Below are 25,223 nucleotides of genomic sequence, written 5' to 3'. Positions count from 1 at the left end.
GAAGACAGCGATGACGGACACCGCGCGAGCGTTGGGATCGACCGGGCGCGGGGCGTTGCGTCTGACCTTGTACGCGGCGTGGACGCTGCTGCTGATTCCCCTTCAGGCGCTGGCCGTGGCCCGTGGCTGGCCACTCCGGCACCGCCTGCCGGTCTTCTACCACCGGAGCTGCGCCCGCCTGCTGGGCATCGACGTGGTGGTCCGCGGGCAGCGGGTGGCCGACGGGCCGGTCCTGTTCGTGTCCAACCACTCGTCCTACCTGGACATCACGGTTCTCGGCTCGGTCATTCCCGGTTCCTTCGTCGCCAAGACCGAGGTGGCCGGCTGGCCCTTCTTCGGGCTGCTCGCCAAGCTGCAACGGACGGTCTTCGTCGAGCGCAAGGCGCGGACCGAGGTCGGCAAGCAGCGCGACGACATCGGCGGCCGCCTGGACGCCGGCGACAGCCTGATCCTGTTCCCCGAGGGGACGTCGAGCGACGGCAACCGCACCCTGCCCTTCAAGACCGCCCTGTTCGCCGTCGCCGCCCGGCGCATCGGCGACAAGCCGCTGACGGTGCAGCCGGTCAGCGTGACGCCGACGCGGCTCGACAACATTCCCATGGGCTTCGCCTTCCGCCCCTTCTACGCCTGGTACGGCGACATGGACCTCGCGCCGCATCTGTGGCAGGCGTTCAAGCTCGGCGGCATGACGGTGGAGGTGGAGTTCCATCCGCCGGTGACCATCGACGGCTTCTCCAGCCGCAAGGCTCTGGCCGAGCATTGCCACCGCACCGTCACCCTGGGCGTGGCCCGCGCCGTCTCCGGCCGCCACGAGCTTGCCGACCAGCCGCTCCCCGTCACGCCGCCGGCTGCACCGGCACCGGCTGTCGCCGCCACCACGGCGACCTGAACGGACTTGGTTCGAAGGGGTGTGCCTGTGGGGGAGCGAACCGCCCAGTCAAGGCACGCCTGATGCCAGCCATGACGGACCGGCCGCCAAGCGCCCTCTGAATTCAGAGTTGGCGAAACGCTGAGCTTTACCATGGCCCAGACATGGAAAGGCCCCGGAAGGCATTACCTTCCAGGGCCTTAGAAACTGGTGCCGCAACAGGGATTTGAACCCCGGACCTACTGATTACGAATCAGTTGCTCTACCCCTGAGCTACTGCGGCGTCGTCGTGGCGGGGAACATAGCGACGTGCCTTGCCGGATGCAAGCGAACAATTTCAGAAAATCGCTCATTCAGCCATGCTGGCGGATCACCTCCAGAAACGCGTCGGCGTAGCGTTCGAGCTTCCGCCCGCCCACGCCGGGAAGGTGCCCGAAGGCCGCGTGGTCGCGCGGACGCTGGCTGACCATCTCCAGCAAGGTGCTGTCGTGAAAGATCACGTAGGGCGGCACCCCCTGCGCCTTGGCAAGCCCCGTGCGGCAGTCGCGCAGCGCGTGCCACAGCGCGTCGTCGGCCGCCGACAGCGCCCCGCGCGCGCCGCCGCGCGACACCCCGTCGCCCGACGAACCGCCGCGCCCGCTCTGGCGGCGCAGCGCGTCCTTCACACCACGGCGGCGCTCCTGCACCGGATCCTTGCGGAGAGCCACCGTCCGCTGGCCCTTGATGACGGCGACCCCGGCGTCGGTCAGGCGGAAGCCACCATACTCCAGATCCACCGTCAGCAGGCCGTTGGCCACCAACTGCCGGTAGACCGACTGCCACTCCGCCTTCGACAGATCCTTGCCGACCCCGAAGGTCTTCAGCGTGTCGTGCGCCTGCTGCGCCACCTTCTCCGTCGTGTTGCCGAGCAGCACGTCGATCAGGTGGCCGGCGCCATAGCGCTGGCCGGTGCGGTAGACCGCCGACAACGCCTTCTGCGCCGCGATGGTGCCGTCCCAGCGCTCGACCGGCTCCAGGCAGGTGTCGCAGTTGCCGCAGGGCTCGGCCAGCGTCTCGTTGAAGTAGTTCAGCAACACCTGGCGCCGGCAATGCGCGGTCTCGCAGAAGCCGAGCAGGGCCTCCAGCTTGCCGCGCTCGACCCGGCGGTGGCTGTCGCCGGCCTCCGACTGCTCCAGCATCTGGCGCAGCATCACCACGTCAGCCATGCCGTAGGACATCCAGGCGTTGGCCGGCAGGCCGTCGCGCCCGGCACGGCCGGTTTCCTGGTAGTAGGCCTCCAGGCTCTTGGGCGGATCGAGGTGGCAGACGAAGCGCACGTTCGGCTTGTCGATGCCCATGCCGAAGGCGACCGTCGCCACCATGACCAAGCCCTCGCTCTTGATGAAGCGGTCCTGGTTGGCCTCGCGCACGTCGGCCGGCAGGCCGGCGTGGTAGGGCAGAGCCTCGCGCCCCTGGGCGTTCAGCCAGGCCGCTGTGTCCTCGACCTTCGCGCGCGACATGCAATAGACGATGCCGGCGTCCTCCGGGTGGTTCTCGTTCAGGAAGGCCAGCATCTGCTGGCGCTCGCTCTTCTTCGGGACCACGCGGTAGGTGATGTTGGGGCGGTCGAAGCTGGACAGGAAGACGCGGGCGTCGGTCAGGCCCAGCTTCTCCTTGATCTCGTTGCGGGTCTGGACGTCGGCGGTCGCGGTCAGCGCGATGCGCGGCACCATCGGGTGGCGCTCGTGCAGGATCGAGAGCTGGAGATACTCGGGCCGGAAGTCATGGCCCCACTGCGACACGCAATGCGCCTCGTCCAGCGCGAACAGGGCAAGGTTGGTGCGGTCGAGCAGATCGAGGAAGCGCGGCGTCACCAGCCGCTCCGGCGCCACATAGACCAGATCGAGGTCGCCGGCCACCATGTCGCGCTCGATCTCGCGCGCTTCTCCGGCGCCCAGCGAGGAGTTCAGGAAGGCGGCGCGCACACCGAGTTCCCGCAGCGCCATCACTTGGTCGCGCATCAGGGCGATCAGCGGCGACACCACCACGGTCACGCCGTCGCGGACCAGCGCCGGGATCTGGTAGCACAGCGACTTGCCGCCGCCGGTCGGCATCAGCACCAGCGCGTCGCCGCCATGGACGACGTGGTCGATGATGTCCGCCTGCTGGCCGCGGAAGGAATCGTAGCCGAACACCGCCCGCAGCGCGTTCAGCGCCGCGTCGGAGCCTTTGCCGAAACCCCCGTCGGGGTCACGGCCGGAAAGGGAAAACAACAAATCCACGCCGATGCGGTTCAGTTGGTGGGGCCGGAAACCGGCTTTGCGTTTCTGGGTCCATCATGTGGCACAGATCGCCCCACCGGCAAAGCCGCAATCGGAAGCCGGAACGGGCGGGGGCTGGAACAAGCGTTGGGCTGCCACACAGACGTGTGAAGCGATGGCGTTGCTCCTCCTGCGCGCGTAAACTGAAAACGGCGGGCGGAGTGGGCCGCCCGCCGTTTCAGAAGGAAGAAAACGGCATGAAGACGATGCCTTTCTTCCTGGTGCTCCAGTGGCGGAAATGGCGGATCGGGATCCGCCCCATTCGGACCTGAAAGGTTCCGGCGCTAGGCGCATCAGGAGCGTGCCGGTGGGTGCGGGAACACCCACCGGCTACCTCCAGACAAGATACCCCCGGTTGGAACGCTTTTCAACGCAGGGTCTACAGAAGATCCCGCAGCATCGCCACCAGCGGCACGTCGGCCGGCGGCATCGGGTAGTCGCCCATGCGGACCGGCCGGACCCAGGCCAGGGTCTGCCCCTCGCGCGCGGTGACGTCGCCTTCCCACACCCGGCAGACATAGAGCGGCATCAGCAGATGGAAGCTCTCGTAGCTGTGCGAGGCGAAGGTGAAGGGGGCGAGGCAGCTCGCCGCCGTGTCGATCCCCAGCTCCTCCTTCAGCTCGCGCACCAGCGCCGCCTCGGGAGTCTCGCCCTCGTCGACCTTGCCGCCGGGAAACTCCCAGAGTCCGGCCAGCGACTTGCCGGGCGGGCGCTGGGCGAGCAGGACTCGGCCGTCGGCGTCGACCAGGGCGACCGCCACCACCAGCAGCGTCGGCAGCGAGCCGCGGGCCGGCGTCGAGCTGGGATCGAAACAGGCGGCCATGGCCGGCTCAGCTCCGGTAGCTGCCGTTGATGTCGATGTAGCCGTGGGTCAGGTCGCAGGTCCACACCTTGGCGGTGCCGCGGCCGAGCCCGAGGTCGATGTGGACGTCGATCTCCTTGCCCTTCATGTGGGCGGCGACCGGAGTCTCGTCGTAGCCGGGAACCTCCATCCCGTCGGCACAGATCAGCGTGCCGCCGACGGTGATCCTGATCAGGTCGCGGTCGGCCCGCTCGCCGGCGCGGCCGATGGCGGCGACGATGCGGCCCCAGTTGGCGTCCTCGCCGGCGATGGCGGTCTTGACCAGCGGCGAGTTGGCGACGGTCAGCGCGATGCGCTTGGCCGCCGGGTTGCTGTCGGCGCCGTCCACCGTGATGGCGACGAACTTGGTCGCTCCCTCGCCATCGCGCACGACCTGCAACGCCAGATCGAGCAGCAGATCCTCCAGCGCGGCGCGGAACTCCGTCAGTTCGGCGGCGTCGGCGCTGGCGACCGGAGCGTTGTTGGCCTTGCCCGTCGCGAACAGCAGCAGCGTGTCGCTGGTCGAGGTGTCGCCGTCCACCGTGATGGCGTTGAAGGTGCGCTCGGTGAACTCCGACAGCATGTCCTGCAACGCGGTCGGCGCGATGGCGGCGTCGGTGAAGACGAAGCCCAGCATCGTCGCCATGTCCGGCGCGATCATGCCCGAGCCCTTGGCGAAGCCGGAGATCGTCACCGTCGTGCCGCCAATGCTGGCGGTGCGCACCGCGCCCTTGGGAAAGGTGTCGGTGGTCATGATGGCGCGCGCCGCCTTCTCCCAGGCGGCCGAGTCGGGGCTGAGCGCCGGGACCATGCCCGGCAGGCACTTGCCGATGGCGTCGGCGGCGAGCGGGATGCCGATCACCCCGGTGGACGCGATGTAGACCTCGTCCGGCGCGCAGCCGGCGATGGAGGCCGCGGCCTGCACGGTGGCCTGCACGGTGGCGTCGCCCGCCTTGCCGGTGAAGGCGTTGGCGTTGCCGGCGTTGACCACGACCGCGCGGGCCGAGCCCTTGGGCAGGCTGTCGCGGCACCAGATCACCGGGGCCGAGCAGGTCAGCGAGCGGGTCAGCACGCCGGCGACGGCGGTGTCGGGATCCAGCACGGCCAGCAGCAGATCGTCGCGGCCCTTGTATCGGATGCCGCTGTTCGCCGTGGCGATGCGCACGCCGGCGATCGAGGGCAGCGTCGGAAAGCTGGCGGGAGCCAAGGGGGAGAGCGTCGTGGCCATGGGGCGATTCCCGTGATGGGCGCGTGGTGCGGGGTGTCGGGGAGTATGGCGGGGGTGGGGAACACAGGCCCCCGCCCCGACCCTCCCCCGCTTCGCAGAGGAGGGGACTGCCGCCGCTCCGCCACTTACCCCCTCCCCTGCGATGCGGGGGAGGGTCGGGGTGGAGGCAAGAGAGCGGCGGCTTGGCCGGTGTCCTCAGTTCTTCTTCGGCTCGGCCGCCGGAGCGGGCGCGGCGGCGGCCGGGGCGGGCTCGGCGGCCTTCGGCTCCTCCTTGGGCATCGGCGAGCCGTCCATCTGGAAGGTCTCGACCTTGGCGCCGGCGCGCAGCTCGTCGACCAGGGCGGTCACGATGTCTTTGGACAGCGTCTGCTCCAGCTGCGGCTTCACCTCGTCGAGCGTCGGCGCCGGCTGGGTGCGCTTGTCCTCGACCTTGATGATGTGATAGCCGAACTGCGTCTTCACCGGCTCCTTGCTCACCTCGCCCTTCTTCATGGCGAAGGCGGCGTTGGCGAAGGGCTCGACCATCGCGTCCTTGGTGAAGTAGCCGAGATCGCCGCCCGCCTGGGCCGCGACCGTGTCCTTCGACTTCTCCTTGGCAATCTTGGCGAAGTCGCCGCCCTTCTTCAGCTCGGCGAGGATGGCCTTGGCCTCGTCCTCCTTCTCCACCAGGATGTGGGCGGCCTTGACCTCCTCCTGCGGCGGGTTCTGCTTCAGGAAGGCCTGGTAGGCGTCGTCGAGCGACTTCGCCGTGATGCGGGCCTTCACCTCCTTCTGGATGTAGGCGCGCTGCACGGCGCGCTCCTCGGCGCGCTTGATCTCGTCCTTGACCTCGGGGCTGTCGGCCAGCTTGTCCTTGTAGCCGGCCGCGGCGACCAGCTTGCCGCTGACCAGCTGGTCGAGGACCGCCGGGTAGATCATCTCGATCGGCATCTGCTGCACCTGCGGCGGCAGCTGCGACACCATGCGGGTGACGTCCGACTGGTGCAGCTCCTCACCGTTGACGCGGGCGACCACGGGGTCGGCGACGGCGGCGGTCGCCGGGGCGGGGGTAGCCGGAGCGGGAGTAGCCGGAGCGGGAGTCTGGGCGTGCGCCGCCAGGGCGATGCCGCAGGCCGCCATCGAGAGAAGCGCGGTGCGGAACATACGATTGACCATGACCTGTCTTTTCCTTCCGGCGGATGTTATCGAAAGCAAGCTCCCGAGGCGCCGGAGCCATCCGCCGCTCCGCGCCCGATTCCGCGTGGATTAAGCATGGGTCGCGCGCACGGGGCAAGGGTCCCATCGATCCGTCACACAACTGTGACCGCCCACCCGCCGATACCAGTCCCCCGCCGCGTTTTCCGGCGGGTTTCCGCCCGCTTTCCCGAAGGTTTCCGGCGTGGCAAAGGGGCGGGTCTCGTTGACAGGGCCTTGCCATAGTCCTATGTCAGACCCGTCGATAGGCTGGCCCAACTCCGCTTTACTTCCGAGGTTTTCATGTTCGGCGCTCTCGCCCGCAAGATTTTCGGCACCGCCAACACGCGCGCGGTCAAGGCGCTGCACAAAACCGTCCAGCAAATCAACGACTTGGAACCGTCGCTGATCGCGCTGTCGGACGACGAGCTGAAGGCGCGCACCACTTGGCTGCGCGAGCGCCTGTCGAAGGGCGAGTCGCTGGACGACATCCTGCCCGACGCCTTCGCCACCGTGCGCGAGGCGGCCAAGCGCGTGCTCGGCCAGCGGCATTTCGACGTGCAGCTTCTCGGCGGCATGGTGCTGCACCAGGGCAAGATCTCGGAGATGCGGACCGGCGAGGGCAAGACGCTGGTCGCCACGCTGGCCGTCTACCTGAACGCGCTGGAGGGCAAGGGCGTCCACGTCGTCACCGTCAACGACTATCTGGCGACCCGCGACAGCGGCTGGATGAGCCGGGTCTACGGCTTCCTGGGTCTCTCCACCGGCGTCATCGTCCATGGCCTCGACGACGAGGAGCGCCGCGCCGCCTACGCCTGCGACATCACCTACGGCACGAACAACGAGTTCGGCTTCGACTATCTGCGCGACAACATGAAGTTCCGCCTGGAGGAGCTGGTCCAGCGGCCCTTCAACTACGCGATCGTCGACGAGGTCGACTCGATCCTGATCGACGAGGCGCGCACCCCGCTGATCATCTCCGGCCCGTCGACCGACGCGGGCGAGATGTACATGCAGGTCGACGCGCTGATCCCGGCACTGACGCCCGAGGATTACGAGAAGGACGAGAAGCACCGCTCCGTCAGCTTCTCCGAGATCGGGCAGGAGCACATGGAGCGGCTGCTGGCCGAGGCCGGGCTGCTGAAGTCGGGCGGGCTCTACGACATCCAGAACGTGGCGCTGGTCCACCACGCCCAGCAGGCGCTGCGCGCCCACACGCTGTTCCAGCGCGACAAGGACTACATCGTCAAGGATGACAAGGTCATCATCATCGACGAGTTCACCGGGCGCATGATGGACGGCCGCCGCTTCTCGGAAGGGCTGCACCAGGCGCTGGAGGCCAAGGAGAAGGTGACGATCCAGCGCGAGAACCAGACGCTGGCCTCGATCACCTTCCAGAACTACTTCCGCATCTACCCCAAGCTGGCCGGCATGACCGGCACCGCGCTGACCGAGGCCGCCGAGTTCGGCGAGATCTACGGCCTCGAGGTGGTGGACATCCCGACCAACGTCCCGGTCAAGCGCATCGACCACGACGACGAGGTCTACCGGACCGCGACCGAGAAGTACCACGCGATGATCGACCTGATCGAGGACGCGCGCAAGCGCGGCCAGCCGGTCCTGGTCGGCACCACCTCGATCGAGAAGTCGGAGCTGCTGTCCGACCTGCTCAACAAGCGTGGGATTCCCCACAACGTGCTGAACGCCCGCCACCACGAGCAGGAAGCCTACATCGTGGCCCAGGCCGGCCGCGCCGGCGCGGTGACGGTCGCCACCAACATGGCCGGCCGCGGCACCGACATCCAGCTCGGCGGCAATCTGCAGATGCGGATCGAGGTCGAGCTGGCCGATCTGCCGGAAGGTCCCGAGCGCGACGCCGCCATCAAGCGGATCGAGGCGGAGATCGCCGAGGCCCGCGAGAAGGTCAAGGAGGCCGGCGGCCTCTACGTCGTCGGCACCGAGCGGCACGAGAGCCGCCGCATCGACAACCAGCTGCGCGGCCGTTCGGGCCGCCAGGGCGACCCGGGCACCTCCAAGTTCTTCCTGTCGCTGGAAGACGACCTGATGCGCATCTTCGGGTCGGAGCGGATGGACAGCATGCTCCAGCGCCTCGGCCTGAAGGAGGGCGAGGCGATCATCCACCCCTGGATCAACAAGGCGTTGGAGAAGGCGCAGCAGAAGGTCGAGGCGCATCATTTCGACGTCCGCAAGAACCTGCTGAAGTTCGACAACGTCATGAACGACCAGCGCAAGGTCGTCTACGAGCAGCGCCGCGAGGTGATGGAGAGCGCCGACATCGCCGAGGAAATCCAGGAGATGCGCCATCAGATCGTCGCCAACATGGTGGCGACGGCGATCCCGGCGAACAGCTACTCCGAGCAGTGGGACATCGACGGCCTGCACGAGGCCGCCAACCGCCTGCTGGGCATGGATCTGCCGGTTCACGAGTGGGCCAAGGAAGAGGGCATCGCCGAGCCGGAGATCGAGGAGCGCGTGCGCGAGGCCGCCGACCGCAAATACGCGGAGAAGGAGGAGTCCTACGGCGCCGAGACGATGCGCCACGTCGAGAAGAGCCTGCTGCTCCAGATCCTCGACCAGGAATGGAAGGACCACCTGCTCCAGCTCGACCATCTGCGCCAGGGCATTTCCCTGCGGGCCTACGCCCAGAAGGATCCGCTGAACGAGTACAAGCGCGAGGCGTTCGAGCTGTTCGACGGCATGCTGATGGCGCTGCGCGAGCAGGTCACCTCGGTGCTGATGCACGTCGAGATCCGCATGTCGCCCTCGCCGGAGGAGCTGTTCGCCCGCCAGATGCAGGAGATGCACGAGGGCCGCAACGACCCGGCGCTGGCGCTGGCCGGCGGCGAGGAGCTTCCCGACGGCATGGTCCGCGCCTCCGCCGCCGGGATTCCGGAAGACCAGCCGCTTCCGGCCGACGTGATGGCGACCACCCAGCGCAACGCCGCCTGCCCCTGCGGCTCGGGCAAGAAGTTCAAGCACTGCCACGGGCGTATCGCGTAGGACGCGGCGGAAAGCCGGACAATCACGACAGGGGCGGCCTTCCGGATCGGGGGCCGCCCTTTTCGTTGTGGCGCTATCTTATGGGCAGGAACAGGTCGGTGACCGCCGCGTCCTCCGGCACTTCGGGGAAGAAGGCGATCCGCTGGCAATAGAGTGGAAAGTCGCGCCGTTGCTCGCCGCTGCTCGGCAGCCAATCCATGCAGAGATGCAGGATCGCCGCGCGAAGCGACTCCTCGGAGCCGGTGTGGCTCAGCACGGCGCAACGGCCGCCGGGAATGGTCTTGACGACGACGCCGGCGTCGTTCGGTTCGATCGCGCGATCGGTGGCGGCGCAGAGATCGAGGCGGAACGCGGCGGGCGGCGTGGTCAGGGGATCGTCGTACAGGATGTTTAAGGTGGCGCCGAGCCTGGGCGGCAGCGCCACCGCCTTGCGCCACGCGATGAAGCGCCGGATCGACTCGCCGATCAGCGCCGGGTCGCCGCGATGCTCCAGCACGGCAACGCGGATGTCCGGCACCGCGACGATCCGGACCTCGCCGTTTCGGAAACCCCGTTCGGCATCGACCATTCCATCTCCTCCGATCCGCTTGACGCAAGTCCTGCCCCACATACACCCACCCGAACTCTCATAGCGCCGGGCGCAAGTCCTGACAGCCCCCTGACTCGTCATGCCCGGCCCTGAGCCGGGCATCCACGGCCGCGAACGATCGGAAGGAGACCGGGCGCGGATGACCGGAACAAGCCCGGTCATGACGGAAAGGAAGCTGGGTGTGCCAGCGCTTCCGCTTGGCGGTATCGCAGCCTGATCGTGGTACACCCGCCGCTCCACCCGGACGCAACGGCGCGGCGACGGAAACCATGGCAGCCTCGCACCGTTTCCTCAACCGAACGGTTCGGGGACTGACGCCATGCTCAACGAGTTCAAGAAATTCATCAGCCGCGGCAACGTCGTGGAACTGGCGGTCGGCATCATCATCGGCGCCGCCTTCACCGGCATCGTCAACTCGCTGGTCAAGGACATGCTGATGCCGCCGATCGGCTGGATCATGGGCGGCATCGACTTCTCCAACTACTTCATCAGCCTGTCCGGCGGCCGCTACGACAGCCTCGCCGCCGCCGAGGCCGCCGGGGCGGCGACCATCAACTACGGCCGCTTCATCAACGCGCTGATCAATTTCCTGATCGTCTCGGGCGCCCTGTTCCTGATCGTCCGGCAGGTCAACCGCCTGCACTTCATGCACAAGGCCGAGGCCGGACCGTCGCGCCAGGAGGTGCTGCTGGAGGAGATCCGCGACGCGCTCCGCGCCCGCGCCGCCACTCCCGACACGGCGCCTCCGCCGGACCGTCCGGCCTGACCGGCGGGGCAACCCCGGCAAACGCATGGAGGGTCCGTGACAGGCGCAGGGCTTTCCCTGGTGGAAAGATCTTGGTTTGTGCGCCGCAATAGACTATGTAGTGCGTCTTGATCGCTGGAGGCTCGCGCGTCTCTTGAGCGAGACGCGCTTAGATTTCGCAGGGCGTCCACCCCATGCTGGGGACGGACGGTCCGTGCTTCGGATAGACGCCTCTCCCTCTCGACCTCCTCCCGGCGAAACCGCCGGCTTCTCCCACGTCCGCCATCCGGGCGCGCGTGGGCGTGCCGTCTTGCTTTGAGAAGGTTGACTCGCTTTGTCGTTTTCCGAACTCGGTCTGCACCCGCTCGTCCTGAAGGCCCTCGAGGCGTTCGAATACACCACCGCCACCCCCGTCCAGTCCGCCGCCATTCCGCCGGCGCTCGAAGGCCGCGACATCCTCGCCACCGCCGAGACCGGCACCGGCAAGACCGCCGCCTTCATGCTGCCGGCCCTGACCCGCATCGCCGAGCTGCCGCGCCTGGGCGTCGCCGCCCCGCGCGTTCTGGTGCTGGCCCCGACCCGCGAGCTGGCCAAGCAGGTCACCGACGCCGCCCGCAAATACGCGAAGTTCATGAAGCTGAACATCGTGGACGTGGTCGGCGGCATGCCCTACCGCGAGCAGCTCCGCCTGCTGTCGCGCCCGGTCGACGTGCTGGTCGCCACCCCGGGCCGCCTGCTCGACCATGTGTCGCGCCGCCGCATCGATCTTGAGGCCGTCGAGGTTCTGATCCTCGACGAGGCCGACCGCATGCTGGACATGGGCTTCCTCGACGACGTCGAGACCATCGCCAAGTGCTGCCCGCCGACCCGCCAGACGCTGCTGTTCACCGCGACGCTCGACCGCCGCATGGCCGGGCTCGCCGGCAACCTGCTGCGCAACCCGGAGCGCGTCGCCGTCGAGAGCCAGGCGACCTCGATCAACGTCGAGCAGCGCCTGCACCACGCCGACGACCTCGACCACAAGCGCCGTCTGCTCCAGCACATCGCCGCGACCCCGGAGGTCGGCAAGGCGATCATCTTCGCCGCGACCAAGCGCGACGCCGACACGCTGGCCGAGGAGCTGAGCCTCGCCGGCCACGCCGCCGCCGCCCTGCACGGCGACATGGACCAGGGCAAGCGCAACCGCACGCTCCAGCGCCTGCGCACCGGCCAGGTCCGCCTGCTGGTGGCGACCGACGTGGCGGCGCGCGGCATCGACGTCCGTGACATCACCCACGTCATCAACTTCGACCTGCCGCGTTCGGCGGAGGACTACGTTCACCGCATCGGCCGCACCGGCCGCGCCGGCGCCTCGGGCATCGCGATCTCCTTCGCCTCGCGCGCCGACCGCGAGACGCTGTTCCGCATCGAGCGCTACACCAACGCGACGCTGGCGATCCACACGATCCCCGGCCTGGAGCCGCAGCGTCCCTTCACCGCCGGCGGCCGTCCGCCGAGCCGCAACGGCCGCCCGAGCGGCGGTCCGAAGCCGTGGCAGCGCAACAACAACCACAGCGGCGACAGCAAGGGCGGCCACCCGGCCCGCTCCGCCCGTCCGGACCATGCCCGGTCGGACAACCACCACGGCCAGGGCCGCCCGGACCACAGCCACGCGCGGCGCGAGCCGCACGCCAGCGGCAAGCCGGCGCACGCCCGCGCCAAGTCCTGGTAAGACGACAACGCCTTCACCGGCGTGACTGAGAACGGCGCGGCTCTCCGTGGAGGGCCGCGCCGTTTTCGTTTGCCCTCGCGGATTGGCGCGATGTTGACGGCTGTCGGCAATCCCGCCGATGTCATGGCGGCGGCGCCTCCGCTATCCTTCCCCGCATCGCCCCCCTTGGAAGGAACGCCCGCCGTGCTGCAACTCCGCCCCAACTGCGAATGCTGCGACCGGGATTTGCCGCCCGACTCCGTGGATGCCTACATCTGCTCATTCGAATGCACCTTCTGCGGCGGCTGCCGCAGCCGGCTGCCGGGCGAGCGCTGCCCCAACTGCGGCGGCGAGCTGGTCCGCCGGCCGATCCGTCCGGCGGCCAAGCTGGCCGCCAACCCGCCCGTGGCCGAGCGCACGGTGAAGCCCGGCGGCTGCGGTTTCGCCTTCTGAACGGCCGCGATCGCCGACGCTTCGGTCTTGACCGAAACCGGCGAGGGAGCTTCCCCTGTAGCCTGGAGGTGAAAGGAGGCCGGCGATGAACACGAACCGGATCGCGGAGATCGCCCTTCTGCTCGGCGAGCCGGCGCGCGCCGCGATGCTGGCGGCCCTGATGGACGGCCGCGCGCTGACGGCGACCGAGCTGTCCGCCGTGGCGGGCGTCACGCCGCAGACGGCGAGCGGCCATCTCGGGCAACTGCGCGGGGCCGGGCTGATCACGGCCGAGCGGCAGGGCCGCCACCGCTACCACCGGCTGGCCGGCCCGGAGATCGCCCGGCTGCTCGAAACCGTGATGCAGATCGCGGCGCTCACCGCGCCGCCGCTGGCGAAGCCGCCGCGCACCGGGCCGCGCGACGCGGCGCTGCGCCACGCGCGCCTGTGCTACGACCACCTCGCCGGGGAGCTCGGCGTGGCGATCACCGACGCCCTGCTGGCGCGCGGCGCCATCGAGTTCGACGACGGGGCCGGGCTGGTCACCGACCAGGGCGTCGCCTTCTTCCGCGATCTCGGCATCGTGGTGGCCCCGGCGCCCCGCTCGTCGCGCCCGCTCTGCCGGCCCTGCCTGGACTGGAGCGAGCGCCGCCCGCACGTCGCCGGCGCCGTCGGCGCCGCGCTGTGCGCCCATCTTCTGGAGCGGGACGTCATCCGGCGCAGCGGCGGAAGCCGGACCCTGTCCACCACGCCGCAGGGGCGGGCCGTGCTGCGCGACCTGTTCGGCATCGGCGCCCTCGCCGACAGGGCAGCCTTCTGAAACGGCCGCCCCAAAAAGCGCATACCCCGTCCGGTTGCGCTGCGGTGGCGAAGAGCGGCGTTCCTCCTGTATGGTCGCGCCAACGGTTGAGCGATCCCCAGGGTGTCCGATGATCCGGCCTGCGCGTCTTCTTCCATGCCTTCTCCCCGTGGCACTGGCCCTGACCACGCTGATGGTCCCCGGCTGCATGCCGCGCGAGCGCATTCCCAACCCGCCCGATGTGCGCTCCGCGCCGGAAGGCACGGGGCTGGAGCCCGTTTACGGCCAATGGGAGGCCGACAAGGCGACGCAGCTGCGCAGCCAGCCCTCGGCCAGCGGCCCGGTGGTCGCCACCATCGGCGCCGGGCAGGCGGTCAGCGTGCTGGGGCGGGTGCGCAACAGCGACTGGATCGCGGTGAAGGCCGGCGGCTCCACCGCCTATGTCCGGCTGCATCTGCTGCGGCTGAAGGGCAGCGCCCCCGCCGGATCGCGCGGCACGACCACCACCATCGCCAAGCCGGCCGACAACGCCGGCCCGTCGATCAAGGCCGCCCCCCGCCGCAAGATCGGCGCCTCGCCGATCGCGGAGTGAGGAAGGGACAGGGGGCGGCCCGCCGCCCCCAACCGAATTCCCTCAGCCCAGATTGTGCTTGGCCACCACCGCGGCGAAATCGTCGCCGAAATGCTCGCCGACGCGGATCACCGAGACGCCGTGCGGAATTTCCTTGAGCGACGGGTGGTCGAGGTTCAGCGAGGTCAGCAGCGCCATCGGCACGTTGTGGGTGACGCTCATCGCGCGCAGGCCGCGGATCAGGTCGAGGCCGGACAGACCGTCCATCACCATCGAGGCGATGACCATGTCGGGCGGCACGCGGACCGCGAGGCTGATCGACTCGATCGGATCGGTCACCGTCATGGTGCGGAAGCCGCAGGCGGCCAGCTCCGCCCCCAGCTTCTTGGCGATCACCTTGGACGGCGTCACCAGCATGATCTCGACGTTGCGGACCTCGATGTCGGTGACCTGGAACTCGTAGCGCACCGGCAGCGCGCGAATGATCTGGTTGGTCTCGGCCAGCCGCGGCTGCTCGGCGCGGTCCACCAGCTCGGCGATGCGGTCGATGAAGGTCTGGGCGTCGGTGAGTTGCCGGATGTCGAGCTGCTTCAGGCCGCTCAGGTAATCCTCCAGCCGGTGCGCCACGAGGCTGACCGTGGGATAGCCGAAGCTGGTGCCCATGCCCTTGAAGTTGTGGGCCTCCAGCCGCAGCACGCCGATCGTCTCGGCGTCGCCGCGCGCGCCCTTGGCCCGTTCCGCCAACGCGCCGTTCATCAGCTCCAGCCGATCCCGCGCGTCATCGACGAATTCCATGCGAAGGCGGTCTTCAAGGTCGTCGGTCGACAGGGTCGAGGCCATGGAGGGGTCATTCCGGCAGGTTGATGTCGCCGCCAAGCTACACCAGAATCCGGCCCCAAAACAAACGCGGACGCGACCCCGGTCGAAAAGGTCGCGTCCGCGCAAGAATTCGGTAAATAAAAGGTTACAGACGGTTCAGCAGATCCTGGAACCAGGCCAGCCGTTCTTCGGCCTGGGCGACGTCCTGCTCCAGCCATGCGGCGAAATGACCGGTGGAGGCGGTGTTGGCGCGCTTCAGGTCGCCCAGCCGTGCCAGTTCGGTTTCGTACAGGGCGACGAGGTTGTCGACCTGCTCCTTCTGCGACTCGGTGTCGAGCAGATGCAGGAAGCGCAGCTTCAGCGCGATGACCAGCTTGTTCAGCCCGTCGGCCGAGGGCGCGCGGACGTTGGCGCGGATCAGCGTGTCGAACTCGGCGCGGCCGGCCGCGGTCGGGCCGAGCAGCGCGTTGTCCTCCATCCCGCTGCCGTCGAGCGCCTCGATCAGCCCCTCGTAGCGCAGCATCTCCAGCGAGGTGCCCATCAGGTCGAGCGACGGCCCGACGAGGCGGTCGAGGAAATGGCGCACCGACCCGGCGAGGTCGGCGTAGCGCAACGGCCCGCCCTGGATCAGCGTGCCCAGGACGACGAGGCGCACGGCCTCCTTCGGCATCAGCGAGTTGTCACGGTACATGGCAAACCCCTGGACAGGTTTAGGGACGGGCGGGCGCGAACAGGATGGCTGCGAGTCAATCGCAACCACCCTGTCAAGTTAGGGCCGCGCGCCCCGTCTGTCCAGAGGGGAAAATATTCGTACCGCGGGGGAAGCGCCCGCGACCGGAGTCCGCCCGGGAGTCCGGTCAGGCGGCCAGACGCAGATCCAGCCGGCTCCACACGTCGAGCAGCGCCTCGACCAGCCGCTCCATCTCGGCGTTGCCGTGCAGCGGGGTCGGGGTGAAGCGCAGCCGCTCGGTGCCGCGCGGCACGGTCGGGTAGTTGATCGGCTGGACGTAGATGCCGTGCCGCTCCAGCAGCTCGTCGGACGCGCGCTTGCAGCGGTGGGCGTCGCCGACCATCAGCGGGACGATGTGGCTGACCGAGGGCATCACCGGCAGTCCGGCGTCGGCGAACAGCCGCTTCAGCGTGGCGGCGCGCTCCTGGTGGCGCTCGCGCTCGGTCTGGCTGGTCTTCAGGTGGCGGATGCTGGCCAAGGCGCCGGCCGCCAGCACCGGGGCCAGCGAGGTCGAGAAGATGAAGCCGGCGGCGAAGCTGCGCACGCAGTCGATCAGCGCCGCCGAGCCGGTGATGTAGCCGCCCTGCACGCCGAACGCCTTGCCGAGCGTCGCCTCGATGATGGTGAGGCGGTCCATCGCGCCGTCGCGCTCGGCCACGCCGGCGCCGCGCGCGCCGTACATGCCGACCGCGTGCACCTCGTCGAGGTAGGTCATGGCGCCGTGCTTCTCGGCGACGTCGCACAGGTCATGGATGGGGGCGATGTCGCCGTCCATCGAATAGACGCTCTCGAAGGCGACCACCTTCGGTCGGCCGGGGGCGATGGCGGACAGCAGCTCGTCGAGATGCTTGGGGTCGTTGTGGCGGAAGATGTGCTTCTCGGCGCCCGAGTTGCGGATGCCGGTGATCATCGAGTTGTGGTTCAGCGCGTCCGACAGGATCACGCAGTTGGGCAGGATCTTGCCCAGCGTGGTCAGCGTCGCGTCGTTCGACACATAGCCCGAGGTGAAGAGCAGGGCGGCGTCCTTGCCGTGCAGGTCGGCCAGCTCGCGTTCCAGCAGCACATGGTAGCGGTTGGTGCCGGAGATGTTGCGGGTGCCGCCGGCCCCGGCCCCGACCTCGTCGAGCGCGTCGTGCATCGCCTTCAGCACGGTCGGGTGCTGGCCCATGCCGAGATAGTCGTTGGAGCACCAGACCGTCACGGTCCGCTCCCGCCCCTGCCCGTCGCGGAAGGTGGCCGTCGGGAAGTTGCCGGCCTGCCGCGCCAGATCGGCGAAGAACCGGTAGCGGCCATCCTGCTTCAGCGTTGCGATCTGGCTGCGGAAGAAGCTCTCGTAATCCATCGCGCGGGTTCCGTTCGCGGTCGTACCAACGATCTGCTGCGCCGGCCCGGAGGGGATAAACCCTTCGCTCCGTCCCTGCGCAACGGGAGGATGGCATCTTCATCATCAAAGTGCCATCCGGCATTGATCGAAATCAAGACCGCCCCACTGGGACATTCGCACGAGCCGACGGCCTCGGTCGCCGCCGGTTCCAGCGGGTCCCTCATACCAAAGTCTGGAAGACGGTTTCCCCCTTCGTCATGGCCGGGCTTGGCCCGGCCATCCCCGAGCGCACGTGAGATTTGCGCGTGGATGCCCGGCACAAGGCCGGGCATGACGATGCTTGGAGGCGGCGAAGCGGGAAGGCCCGATCTCCTTACCCGCGCAGGACCGGGATCGCGGCGTCGAGCGCCGTGGTCAGGCGGTCGAACATGTCGTTGACCTCGGCCTCGGTGATGACCAGCGGCGGGCACAGCGCGATGGAATCGCCCATGGCGCGGATGATCAGGCCGTTCTCCTGGGTCAGGCCGTTGACCACGGCGCCGGCGCGGCCGACCGGCTCGAAATTGGCCTTGGTCGCCTTGTCGGCGACCAGCTCGATGGCGCCGATCAGGCCGGTGCCGCGCGCCTCGCCGACCAGCGGATGGTCGGCCAGCGCCTTCAGCCGCTTCTGGAAGGGCGCGGCGACGTCGCGGACATGGGAAACGATGTCGCGCTCCTGGTAGATCGCCAGCGTCTCCAGCGCCACCGCCGCCGCCACCGGATGGGCGGAGTAGGTGTAGCCGTGGCCGAAGGTGCCGATCTTCTTGCTCTCGTCGACGCAGGCCTGATAGACGGCCTCCGACACCATCACCGCCGAGATCGGCAGATAGCCCGAGGACAGCTGCTTGGCGCAGGTCAGGATGTCCGGACGCATCCCCATGGTCTGGCTGCCCCAGAAATTCCCGGTGCGGCCGAAGCCGCAGATGACCTCGTCGGCGACCAGCAGGATGTCGTATTTCTTCAACACCGCCTGGATTTTCTCATAGTAGGTCGCGGGCGGAACCACCACGCCGCCGGCCCCCATGATCGGCTCGGCGAACATCGCGGCGACGGTGTCCGGACCCTCGGCCAGGATCTGCGCCTCCAGCTGCTCGGCCAGACGGGTCGCGAAGTCCTCCTCGCTCTCGCCCGGATTGGCGTTGCGGTAGTGGTGCGGGCAGTCGGCGTGAAGGATGCGGGCAATCGGCAGGTCGAAGTCGCGGTGGTTGTTCGGCAGGCCGGTCAGGCTGGCGGTCGCCACCGTCACGCCGTGATAGCCGCGCGTCCGCGCCAGGATCTTCTTCTTCTCGGGCCGGCCGAGCGCGTTGTTGTAGTACCAGATCAGCTTGATGGCCGTGTCGTTGGCCTCCGATCCCGAATTGGCGAAGAACACCTTCGACATCGGCACCGGGGCCAGCGCGATCAGCTTCTCGGCGAGGTCGATGCCCGGCTCGTGCGACTTGTGGCCGAAGATGTGGTAGCTGGAGAGCTGGCGCATCTGCTTGGCGGCGGCCTGGACCAGACGCTCCTCACCCCAGCCCAGCGAGACGCACCACAGGCTGGCCATGCCCTCGATGTAGGCGTTGCCGGCGTCGTCGAAGACGCGCACGCCCTCGCCGCGCTCGATGACGAGCGGGCCCTGGGTCTCGTGGGCGTGCAGGTTGGTGTAGGGGTGGAGAACGAAGGCCTTGTCGCGGCTTGCCGCCGAGTTGCCGATCGCGGTCATCTTGCTCTTCCTGTTCGAGGAACGAACCCCCAATTCGTCGCGGGGTGTTCGATATGTTAAACAGCCTCGGGGATCATACGCACAGTTCGGTCTCGCGACAAACCCGCGCTTCGGGCAATCGTGCCATGCGCGGGCACGGGAGAGGGCGATGACCGCTGGACCGACGGCCGCGTCCGGCGCTATTGCCCCGCTACGCGTCGTTCCACGGATCCGGAGGCTCCCTTGACCACCCTCTACGCCATGCCCAGCACCGCCGCGATGGCGCCGCACATCCTGCTGCGCGAGATCGGCGCGCCCTTCGATCTGGTCCTGCTCGACCGCGACAAGGCGGAGCACAAGCGCGCGGACTATCTGGCGCTGAATCCGCACGGCCGGGTCCCGACGCTGGTCGACGGCGATCTGGTGCTGTACGAGGCGGCGGCGATCTGCCTGCATCTGGCCGACGCGCACCCGGAGGCCCGCCTCGCCCCGGCCGTCGGCACGCCCGAGCGCGCGGCCTTCTACAAATGGCTGGTCTACCTGACCAACAGCGTCCAGGCCGACATGCTGCTGTACTTCTATCCGGAGCGCTACGTCGAGGGCGCCGACGCCCAGGCCGCCTTCAGGCGGGTGGCGGAGGCCCGGCTGAACGACCAGTTCGACGGGCTGGACCGGGCGCTGGACGGGCGCGAGTGGATGCTGGACGGCGGCTACTCGGCGGTCGATCCGTATCTGTTCATGCTGTGCCGCTGGACCCGCTTCATGCGGCGCCCGGCCCGCAGCCTGCCCAATCTCGGGCCTTACCTCGCCCGCGTCCTGGAACGCCCGGCGGTGAAGGCCGTCTTCGCGGCGGAAGGGCTGGCGGCTCCGTATTTCTGATCCGTCGTTCCGAGCGGAAGGGCGGAAAAAGCGAAGGGCCGGCGCGCTGTGCGCGCCCGGCCCTTTGGTCTTCGCTGTGCTGTCCGGCCTGTGCTGTCCAGCACCTGCCGTGCCCTGACGAACTGGAGCGGGCGAAGGGATTCGAACCCTCGACCCCAACCTTGGCAAGGTTGTGCTCTACCCCTGAGCTACGCCCGCGCTCCCGTCGTCCGGGTGCGGCTTTCTACGGAAATCCGGCCGGCTCCGCAACAGGGAATCTGACGCCGCGCCGAAAAATAATCGTCACGCGGCACAGGCTGGAAAACGGAGGCCGGAAAAGCGAAGGGCCGGTGCGCTGTGCGCGCCCGGCCCTTTGGTCTTCGCTGTGCTGTCCGGCCCGTGCTGTCCAGCACCTGCCGTGCCCTGACGAACTGGAGCGGGCGAAGGGATTCGAACCCTCGACCCCAACCTTGGCAAGGTTGTGCTCTACCCCTGAGCTACGCCCGCGTTCCCGTCGTCCGGGAGCGGCTTTCTACGGAAATCCGACCGCTCCCGCAAGCAGAAAAACGCGGTCTCCCGCATTTTTCCCAAAAGCCGCCCTCCCCTTCCCGCTGGCCGCTCACCAGTCGGTCGGGCAGCCCCGGCAATTGTCCATCAAGGCGCCCTGGAAGATGGCGAAGCGGATCTTGGTCCCCTCCATCACCGCGCCCGACAGGTTGGTGTTGGCGAGCTTGGCCTCCTGAAGGTCGGCCCCTTCCAGGTTGGCGCCGGTCAGGTCGGCCTTGTCGGCCTTGATCGCCTCCAGGCTGGCGGCGGTCAGGTCGGTGTGGCGGAAGTCGGCGCCGCTCGCCCGCGCCTGCTCCAGGTTGGCGCCGCGCATCCGCGCGCCCTCCAGCTTGGCGTTTTGCAGGAAGGCGGTGCGCAGGTCGGCCGCGTCGAGGATGGCGCCGCGCAGGTCGGCGTTGCGCAGGTTGGCGTGGCGCAGGTCGGCCCGCATCAGGTTGGCCCCGCGCAGGTCGGCGCCGCCGAGGTCGATGTTGCGCAGGTTGCGGTGGCGCAGATCCAGGTTCGGGCAGACGGCCTTGGGCACCAGCTTGCAGCCGGCCACCTCGGTCGGCCTCGGCTCCTCGCCGCCGCCGACGAGGGCTTCGGTGGAGGTTTCGCTCGGCTCGCTCTCCGTCGCCAGCGCCAGCGCGCCGGTCCCGGACAAGGCGGCGGGCAGGGCAAGAGCGCTCAACAGGCACAGCGCGCGCAGGCTCGCGTTCATCAACGTCTCCACGGTTCCGGCAAAAAACGGAGGGCAAGGAAGCGGTAAGGACGGGGCGGCCGAACCGCCCCGCCCGTCACGGACAGCGCCTCACTTGACGCTGGACACCTTCACGTCGGCCAGCTTGAACACCCAGAAGGACCCGCCCTGGGTCACGCGGGTGGTCAGGTCGGCGAGGTCGCCGCCCCACAGCGGCACGGCGCCGCCGTAGCCGGTGGTGATGCCGACATACTGCACCCCGTCCTGCTCCCAGGTGACCGGGGAGGAGATGATGCCCGAGCCGGTCTGGAACTTCCAAAGCTCCTCGCCCGTCTTGGCGTTGAACGCCTTGACGTAGCCGTCGCCGGTGCCGGTGAAGACCAGGTTGCCGGCGGTCGCCAGCGTGCCGGACCACAGCGGCAGTTCCTCCTTGTGCTCCCAGGCGATCTTGCCGGTCTTGGGATCAAGCGCCCGCAGCGTGCCGACATGGTCGTCGAACAGCTTGTGGATGCGGAAGCCCATGCCGAGATAGGCCGAGCCGGGGTTGTAGCCGACATGCTCGGTCCAGTAATCCTCCTTCCAGTGGTTGGCGGCGATGTAGAACAGGCCGGTGTCCTCGCTGTAGGACATCGGGTTCCAGTTCTTGCCGCCGAGGAAGGGTGGGGAAACCTCGACCGACTTGCCGCGCTTCTCGTCGCCCACGGGCAACGGCGGGCGCTGGCCCTCGTTCTCGATGGGGCGGCCGGTCTTCAGGTCGATGCCCTTGGCCCAGGTGATGCCGTCGACGAAGGGATAGGCCGCCAGCACGCTGTTCGGCTTGTTCGCCTCGCCGCCGGCGTTGGCCAGCTTGTTGCGGTCGGTGACGTAGAAGAAGCCGTTGCGGTCGGCGTGCGCCGTCGCCTTGACCGTCTTGCCCGACGAGTCGGTGAAGTCGAACAGCACCAGCTCGTTGTTGCCGGAGAAGTCCCAGGCGTCGTTCGGCGTGTGCTGGTAGAAGCCCTTCAGCTCGCCCGTGGTCGGATCGACGTAGGCCTGGCCCGAGGTGTAGAGGCTGTCGCCCGGCCAGCGCGCCCAGCCGTTCCACGGCGCCGGGTTGCCGGTGCCGATGACGATGGTGTTGGTCTCGACGTCGAAGGTGGCGCTCTGCCAGGGGGCGCCGCCGCCGTGGCTCCACGCCTCGACCAGCTTGCCGTCCTTGTCGCGCGGCCAGGACGGCGCTTCCTTGTTGCCGGTGACGGTGCTGTCCTTGCCGTTCAGCCGGCCCATGTGCCCCTCGACCATGGGGCGCATCCAGATCTCCTCGCCGGTGTCGGGATCACGGGCGTAGAGCCGCCCGACGACGCCGAACTCGTCGCCCGAGGAGCCGTGGATCAGCAGCATCTTGCCGGTCTTCTGGTCCTTCACGATGGTCGGCGCGCCGGTCATCGTGTAGCCGACCTTGTGGTCGGCGAACTTCTGCTTCCACACCACCTTGCCGGTGTTCTTGTTCAGCGCGACGATCGAGGCGTCGAGCGTGCCGAGGAACACCTTGTCGCCATAGATGGCGGCGCCGCGGTTCACCACGTCGCAGCAGGGGCGGATGTCGTCGGGCAGGCGGTGGGCGTAGGACCACAGCCGCTTGCCGGTCTTGGCGTCGAGCGCGAACATGCGCGAGTAGGAGGCGGTGACGTAGATCACCCCGTCATGCACCAGCGCCTGCGTCTCCTGCCCGCGCTGCTTCTCGTCGCCGAAGGAGAAGGACCAGGCCGGCACCAGGCGCGAGACGCTGGAGGTGTCGATCTGCTTCAGGGTGCTGAAACGCTTGCCTTCCACGCCCATGCCGTACATCAGCACGTCGTGGTTGGTCTTGCCGTCCTTGGCGATGTCGTCCCAGGTGACGTCGGCGGCCGAGGCCGGCGCGGCGGTCAGGGCGGTGCCGAGCAGACCGGCGACGATGGCGGCCACACTGGCGCCGAGCGTGAGGCGAGAGCGCGCCTTATGGGACCAAGCTGTCATGCGTTTCCCCCGAATGTTTGGCCCTTGGGGATTCGGGCGATCCGAATCCGGGTGGCCGGACTTTGAGCAGAATGGGCAATCGGACTTTCGGCGGAGCGGCCGGCGCCGGCCCGCGGCCGTCCATCGCCATCCGGCCGGAAGACGGGAGTGCGATGCCTCCCGGCCGGGAATGACGGAACGCGCGAAAGGGCGCCGCTTCCAAGAAAAAGCCCTGATCCGGCAAGATCCGCCTGAGACCGGCGAAAGCAGACCCCCGCACGGATCGGCCTTCGTCGTCTTGCCGTGTCCTATTGTTTCTCCGAAAGCCGGGGCGGCGACAATGGGACGTTGGACGGATGATGAATTCCCCCAACAAATAGGATGAATTCCTATCGTGATCCGGGAAAATATCCTGCCCGCGGGAGCTTGATCGAAGGGCTCATGGCCGGGCGGACGGCGCGGTTGCTACCCTTCCGCACAGCCGCAATCCCAGCCAGCGAGGGCTTCCGATGACCGCGACCATCTTGCTGGTGGACGACCACCCCATCATCCGCGCCGGCTGCCGGCGGCTGTTCGGCGACGCCGGTCTGGGACGGGTCGTCGAGGCGGAGGATGCCGGCGGCGCGCTGGCGCTGTGGCGGTCGGAGCGGCCGGACATCGTCGTGCTCGACCCCGACATTCCCGGTCCGGACGGCGGCATGGGGGTGATGAGGGCCATGCTGGCGGAAAACGCGGCGGCGCGCGTCCTGGTCTTCGGCGGGCGCGGCGGCGGTCAGGGCGGCGGTCAGGGCGGGGGGTACGGGGATCCGGCGGTCGCGGCCGGCGCGCTGAAGGCGGGGGCGAAGGGCTACGTCGCCAAGAACAGCGCCCTGGACACCCTGCTATCGGCGGTCGGACGGGTTCTGGCCGGCGGCATCCACCTCGACCACGCACTGGCGCGCGACCTCGCCTTGATGTCCCTGTCGCCACCGCCCGACCCGCTGGCCCCGCTGACCTTGCGGGAGCGCGAGATCCTCGGCCTTCTCGGGCGCGGGCTGACGGCGGCGGCGATCGCCGATTCGCTGGGGATCAGCCGGAAGACGGTGGCCAACGCCTGCACCCAGATCAAGGACAAGCTGGGCGCCGACGGTCCGCGCGCCCTGGTCCGCATCGCCATCGACGCCGGTCTCGCCGGGTAGGGCGCCGCCCGGCCGACACGCCCGGTCAATAACGGACCTGGAGCCCCTTGAGATAATCGACAATCGGGTCGGGCTTGGCGCTGGCGGCGGCGGGGGCGATGTCGGAGACGCGGGGAGACGCCTTGGGCACATCGATCCGGCGCGGCTGGCCGACCGGGCCGCCGCCGGTGTCGAAGCGGGGCGGAGGGGCGCCCAGCCCGTCCAGCACGCCGTCACGGGGCGCCCCGATCGTAAAGCCCTGCCGGAGCGCGTCGGCCGCCAAGAAGGAGGCGTCGTGCGCCACCGCCCGCGACGACGGCAGGCCGGCCCGCTCCGACAGGATGGCCCTGGCGTCCTCCTCCCCGATGGGGCGCAGGGCCTCGTCGATGCCGCCCAGATCGACGCCGAGGGACTCCAGCTTGTAGGCCGCGTCGCCTTCCTTGCGGGTGCTGTTCAGCCGCGAGTCGCCGGGATTCTCCTCGAAGAAGGAGGCCATGACGGAGCGGTCCGTGCCGGAACGGCCGCTGCTCAGCAACGGGTTGAGGCCGCGCGCCGACAGGGTGTCCGACAGGGATTTCCGTTCGCCCGGATCGGTGGCGGCGGCCAGCTTGTCCATCAGGGAGGAGCGGCGGTCGAGCGTGGCGCCCAGCGCGTTGCGCAGGTCGCCGCCACCGAGGTCGAGGCCGGCGTTGTCGTTGTCGAACATGCGGCGCATCGCCGCCAGGGCGCCGGAGCGGGCTTCCTTGACCCGCTGCTTGAGCGCGTCGTGGACCTCCTCGCCGGTCATCTTGCCGCTGTCCACGAGGCTGACCAACTGGTTGCGCTGCTTGTCGGACAGGGCGTTGAAGGCGGTCAGGGATTCGTCGCGCAGCGCTTTCCCCAGCGGGCTGAGGGAAACGCTGTCGGCGACGGCGCCGTAGCCGGTGCCGGCGGCCTTGCCCGCCGTGACCGAGCCGCCCGCCGTGAACCGCTCGACCATGTCGGAACGGTTGACCGGGCTGGAGACTCCGAACGAGAGAGACGACAGGCTGCTCATGATGCCTCAGCGATCCCACGAGAGTTCACATGCCGGAAGGACAGGATAACGGGTAAATTCCAGGTTGTCACACAAAGAAAAACAAAATCCTGGGGTGCA

21 protein-coding genes and 3 tRNA genes are annotated in these 25,223 nt (G+C 68.7%); 9 read left to right on the top strand and 15 right to left on the bottom strand.

The genetic code is table 11. The features are described 5' to 3' along the window. The first annotated feature begins 10 nt into the window (after positions 1–10). On the top strand, positions 11–889 hold the full coding sequence (locus JN22_RS20705) for a lysophospholipid acyltransferase family protein (protein ID WP_085555729.1): 879 nt from the start codon (positions 11–13) through the stop codon (positions 887–889). Between the two features lie 187 nt (positions 890–1,076). Here the strand turns inward: JN22_RS20705 and JN22_RS20700 are convergent. The 5 genes from JN22_RS20700 to JN22_RS20680 all read right to left on the bottom strand — a co-directional run bounded on the left by JN22_RS20700 (position 1,077) and on the right by JN22_RS20680 (position 6,392). After that, a tRNA-Thr gene (locus JN22_RS20700) sits at positions 1,077–1,151 on the bottom strand. A gap of 70 nt (positions 1,152–1,221) precedes the next feature. Beyond that, on the bottom strand, positions 1,222–3,129 hold the full coding sequence (recQ, locus tag JN22_RS20695; protein ID WP_085555728.1) for a DNA helicase RecQ: 1,908 nt from the start codon (positions 3,127–3,129) through the stop codon (positions 1,222–1,224). Between the two features lie 418 nt (positions 3,130–3,547). Next, complete coding sequence (locus JN22_RS20690) at positions 3,548–3,991, bottom strand: (deoxy)nucleoside triphosphate pyrophosphohydrolase (RefSeq protein ID WP_085555727.1); 444 nt, start codon at positions 3,989–3,991, stop codon at positions 3,548–3,550. A gap of 7 nt (positions 3,992–3,998) precedes the next feature. Beyond that, entirely contained in the window at positions 3,999–5,237 is a 1,239-nt protein-coding gene (gene argJ, locus JN22_RS20685; RefSeq protein ID WP_085555726.1) for a bifunctional glutamate N-acetyltransferase/amino-acid acetyltransferase ArgJ, read from the bottom strand. A 195-nt stretch (positions 5,238–5,432) separates the two neighbouring features. Further along, complete coding sequence (locus tag JN22_RS20680) at positions 5,433–6,392, bottom strand: peptidylprolyl isomerase (RefSeq protein WP_085555725.1); 960 nt, start codon at positions 6,390–6,392, stop codon at positions 5,433–5,435. A gap of 321 nt (positions 6,393–6,713) precedes the next feature. On the opposite strand from JN22_RS20680, the gene secA reads away from it, so the two are divergent. Beyond that, positions 6,714–9,431: a preprotein translocase subunit SecA gene (gene secA, locus JN22_RS20675; RefSeq protein ID WP_085555724.1), complete on the top strand. Its 2,718-nt coding sequence runs from the start codon at positions 6,714–6,716 to the stop codon at positions 9,429–9,431. Between the two features lie 73 nt (positions 9,432–9,504). Here the strand turns inward: secA and JN22_RS20670 are convergent, their stop codons facing one another. Beyond that, positions 9,505–9,999: an AraC family transcriptional regulator gene (locus JN22_RS20670; protein ID WP_211099677.1), complete on the bottom strand. Its 495-nt coding sequence runs from the start codon at positions 9,997–9,999 to the stop codon at positions 9,505–9,507. Between the two features lie 340 nt (positions 10,000–10,339). On the opposite strand from JN22_RS20670, the gene mscL reads away from it, so the two are divergent. The 5 genes from mscL (at position 10,340) to JN22_RS20645 (ending at position 14,278) form a co-directional block, all read left to right on the top strand. Beyond that, the gene (gene mscL / locus JN22_RS20665) at positions 10,340–10,786 is read left to right on the top strand and encodes a large conductance mechanosensitive channel protein MscL (protein WP_085555722.1); all 447 of its coding nucleotides are present in this window, start codon (positions 10,340–10,342) and stop codon (positions 10,784–10,786) included. A 313-nt stretch (positions 10,787–11,099) separates the two neighbouring features. Then, on the top strand, positions 11,100–12,476 hold the full coding sequence (locus JN22_RS20660) for a DEAD/DEAH box helicase (protein WP_085555721.1): 1,377 nt from the start codon (positions 11,100–11,102) through the stop codon (positions 12,474–12,476). A gap of 183 nt (positions 12,477–12,659) precedes the next feature. Further along, positions 12,660–12,908, top strand: coding sequence for a DUF1272 domain-containing protein (locus tag JN22_RS20655; RefSeq protein WP_085555720.1), 249 nt, complete (start codon positions 12,660–12,662; stop codon positions 12,906–12,908). Between the two features lie 85 nt (positions 12,909–12,993). After that, positions 12,994–13,707 (top strand): ArsR/SmtB family transcription factor, encoded by a 714-nt coding sequence (locus JN22_RS20650; RefSeq protein ID WP_085555719.1) that lies wholly within the window; start codon positions 12,994–12,996, stop codon positions 13,705–13,707. A 148-nt stretch (positions 13,708–13,855) separates the two neighbouring features. After that, positions 13,856–14,278, top strand: a complete 423-nt coding sequence (locus JN22_RS20645; RefSeq protein WP_223677817.1) for an SH3 domain-containing protein — start codon at positions 13,856–13,858, stop codon at positions 14,276–14,278. Between the two features lie 42 nt (positions 14,279–14,320). Here JN22_RS20645 and JN22_RS20640 read toward each other — a convergent pair whose 3' ends face one another. The 4 genes from JN22_RS20640 to JN22_RS20625 all read right to left on the bottom strand — a co-directional run bounded on the left by JN22_RS20640 (position 14,321) and on the right by JN22_RS20625 (position 18,874). Further along, positions 14,321–15,097 (bottom strand): Hpt domain-containing protein, encoded by a 777-nt coding sequence (locus JN22_RS20640; protein ID WP_085555717.1) that lies wholly within the window; start codon positions 15,095–15,097, stop codon positions 14,321–14,323. A 124-nt stretch (positions 15,098–15,221) separates the two neighbouring features. After that, the gene (locus JN22_RS20635) at positions 15,222–15,767 is read right to left on the bottom strand and encodes a hypothetical protein (protein ID WP_085555716.1); all 546 of its coding nucleotides are present in this window, start codon (positions 15,765–15,767) and stop codon (positions 15,222–15,224) included. Positions 15,768–15,933: 166 nt separating this feature from the next. Next, positions 15,934–17,148, bottom strand: a complete 1,215-nt coding sequence (hemA, locus tag JN22_RS20630; protein ID WP_085555715.1) for a 5-aminolevulinate synthase — start codon at positions 17,146–17,148, stop codon at positions 15,934–15,936. Positions 17,149–17,503: 355 nt separating this feature from the next. Further along, on the bottom strand, positions 17,504–18,874 hold the full coding sequence (locus JN22_RS20625) for an aspartate aminotransferase family protein (RefSeq protein ID WP_085555714.1): 1,371 nt from the start codon (positions 18,872–18,874) through the stop codon (positions 17,504–17,506). A gap of 222 nt (positions 18,875–19,096) precedes the next feature. On the opposite strand from JN22_RS20625, the gene JN22_RS20620 reads away from it, so the two are divergent. Then, on the top strand, positions 19,097–19,732 hold the full coding sequence (locus JN22_RS20620; RefSeq protein ID WP_085555713.1) for a glutathione S-transferase family protein: 636 nt from the start codon (positions 19,097–19,099) through the stop codon (positions 19,730–19,732). A gap of 123 nt (positions 19,733–19,855) precedes the next feature. Here JN22_RS20620 and JN22_RS20615 read toward each other — a convergent pair. The 4 genes from JN22_RS20615 to JN22_RS20600 form a co-directional block, all read right to left on the bottom strand. After that, positions 19,856–19,930 (bottom strand) — tRNA-Gly (locus JN22_RS20615). A 213-nt stretch (positions 19,931–20,143) separates the two neighbouring features. After that, positions 20,144–20,218: transfer RNA gene (locus tag JN22_RS20610), tRNA-Gly, on the bottom strand. A gap of 112 nt (positions 20,219–20,330) precedes the next feature. Beyond that, positions 20,331–20,978 (bottom strand): pentapeptide repeat-containing protein, encoded by a 648-nt coding sequence (locus tag JN22_RS20605; protein ID WP_085555712.1) that lies wholly within the window; start codon positions 20,976–20,978, stop codon positions 20,331–20,333. 90 nt (positions 20,979–21,068) lie between these two features. After that, complete coding sequence (locus tag JN22_RS20600) at positions 21,069–22,952, bottom strand: methanol/ethanol family PQQ-dependent dehydrogenase (RefSeq protein ID WP_085555711.1); 1,884 nt, start codon at positions 22,950–22,952, stop codon at positions 21,069–21,071. Positions 22,953–23,440: 488 nt separating this feature from the next. Here JN22_RS20600 and JN22_RS20595 point away from each other — a divergent pair, with 488 nt between their 5' ends. Next, the gene (locus JN22_RS20595) at positions 23,441–24,109 is read left to right on the top strand and encodes a response regulator (RefSeq protein ID WP_085555710.1); all 669 of its coding nucleotides are present in this window, start codon (positions 23,441–23,443) and stop codon (positions 24,107–24,109) included. 25 nt (positions 24,110–24,134) lie between these two features. On the opposite strand, the gene JN22_RS20590 is transcribed toward JN22_RS20595, so the two are convergent. Beyond that, entirely contained in the window at positions 24,135–25,124 is a 990-nt protein-coding gene (locus JN22_RS20590) for a hypothetical protein (RefSeq protein ID WP_085555709.1), read from the bottom strand. Between the last annotated feature and the right edge of the window lie 99 nt (positions 25,125–25,223).

The sequence above is a fragment of the Azospirillum agricola genome, assembly GCF_020005195.1.
In the GTDB taxonomy this organism is placed as follows: Bacteria; Pseudomonadota; Alphaproteobacteria; order Azospirillales; family Azospirillaceae; genus Azospirillum; species Azospirillum agricola.
This window is presented reverse-complemented; position numbering and strand designations above follow the sequence as displayed.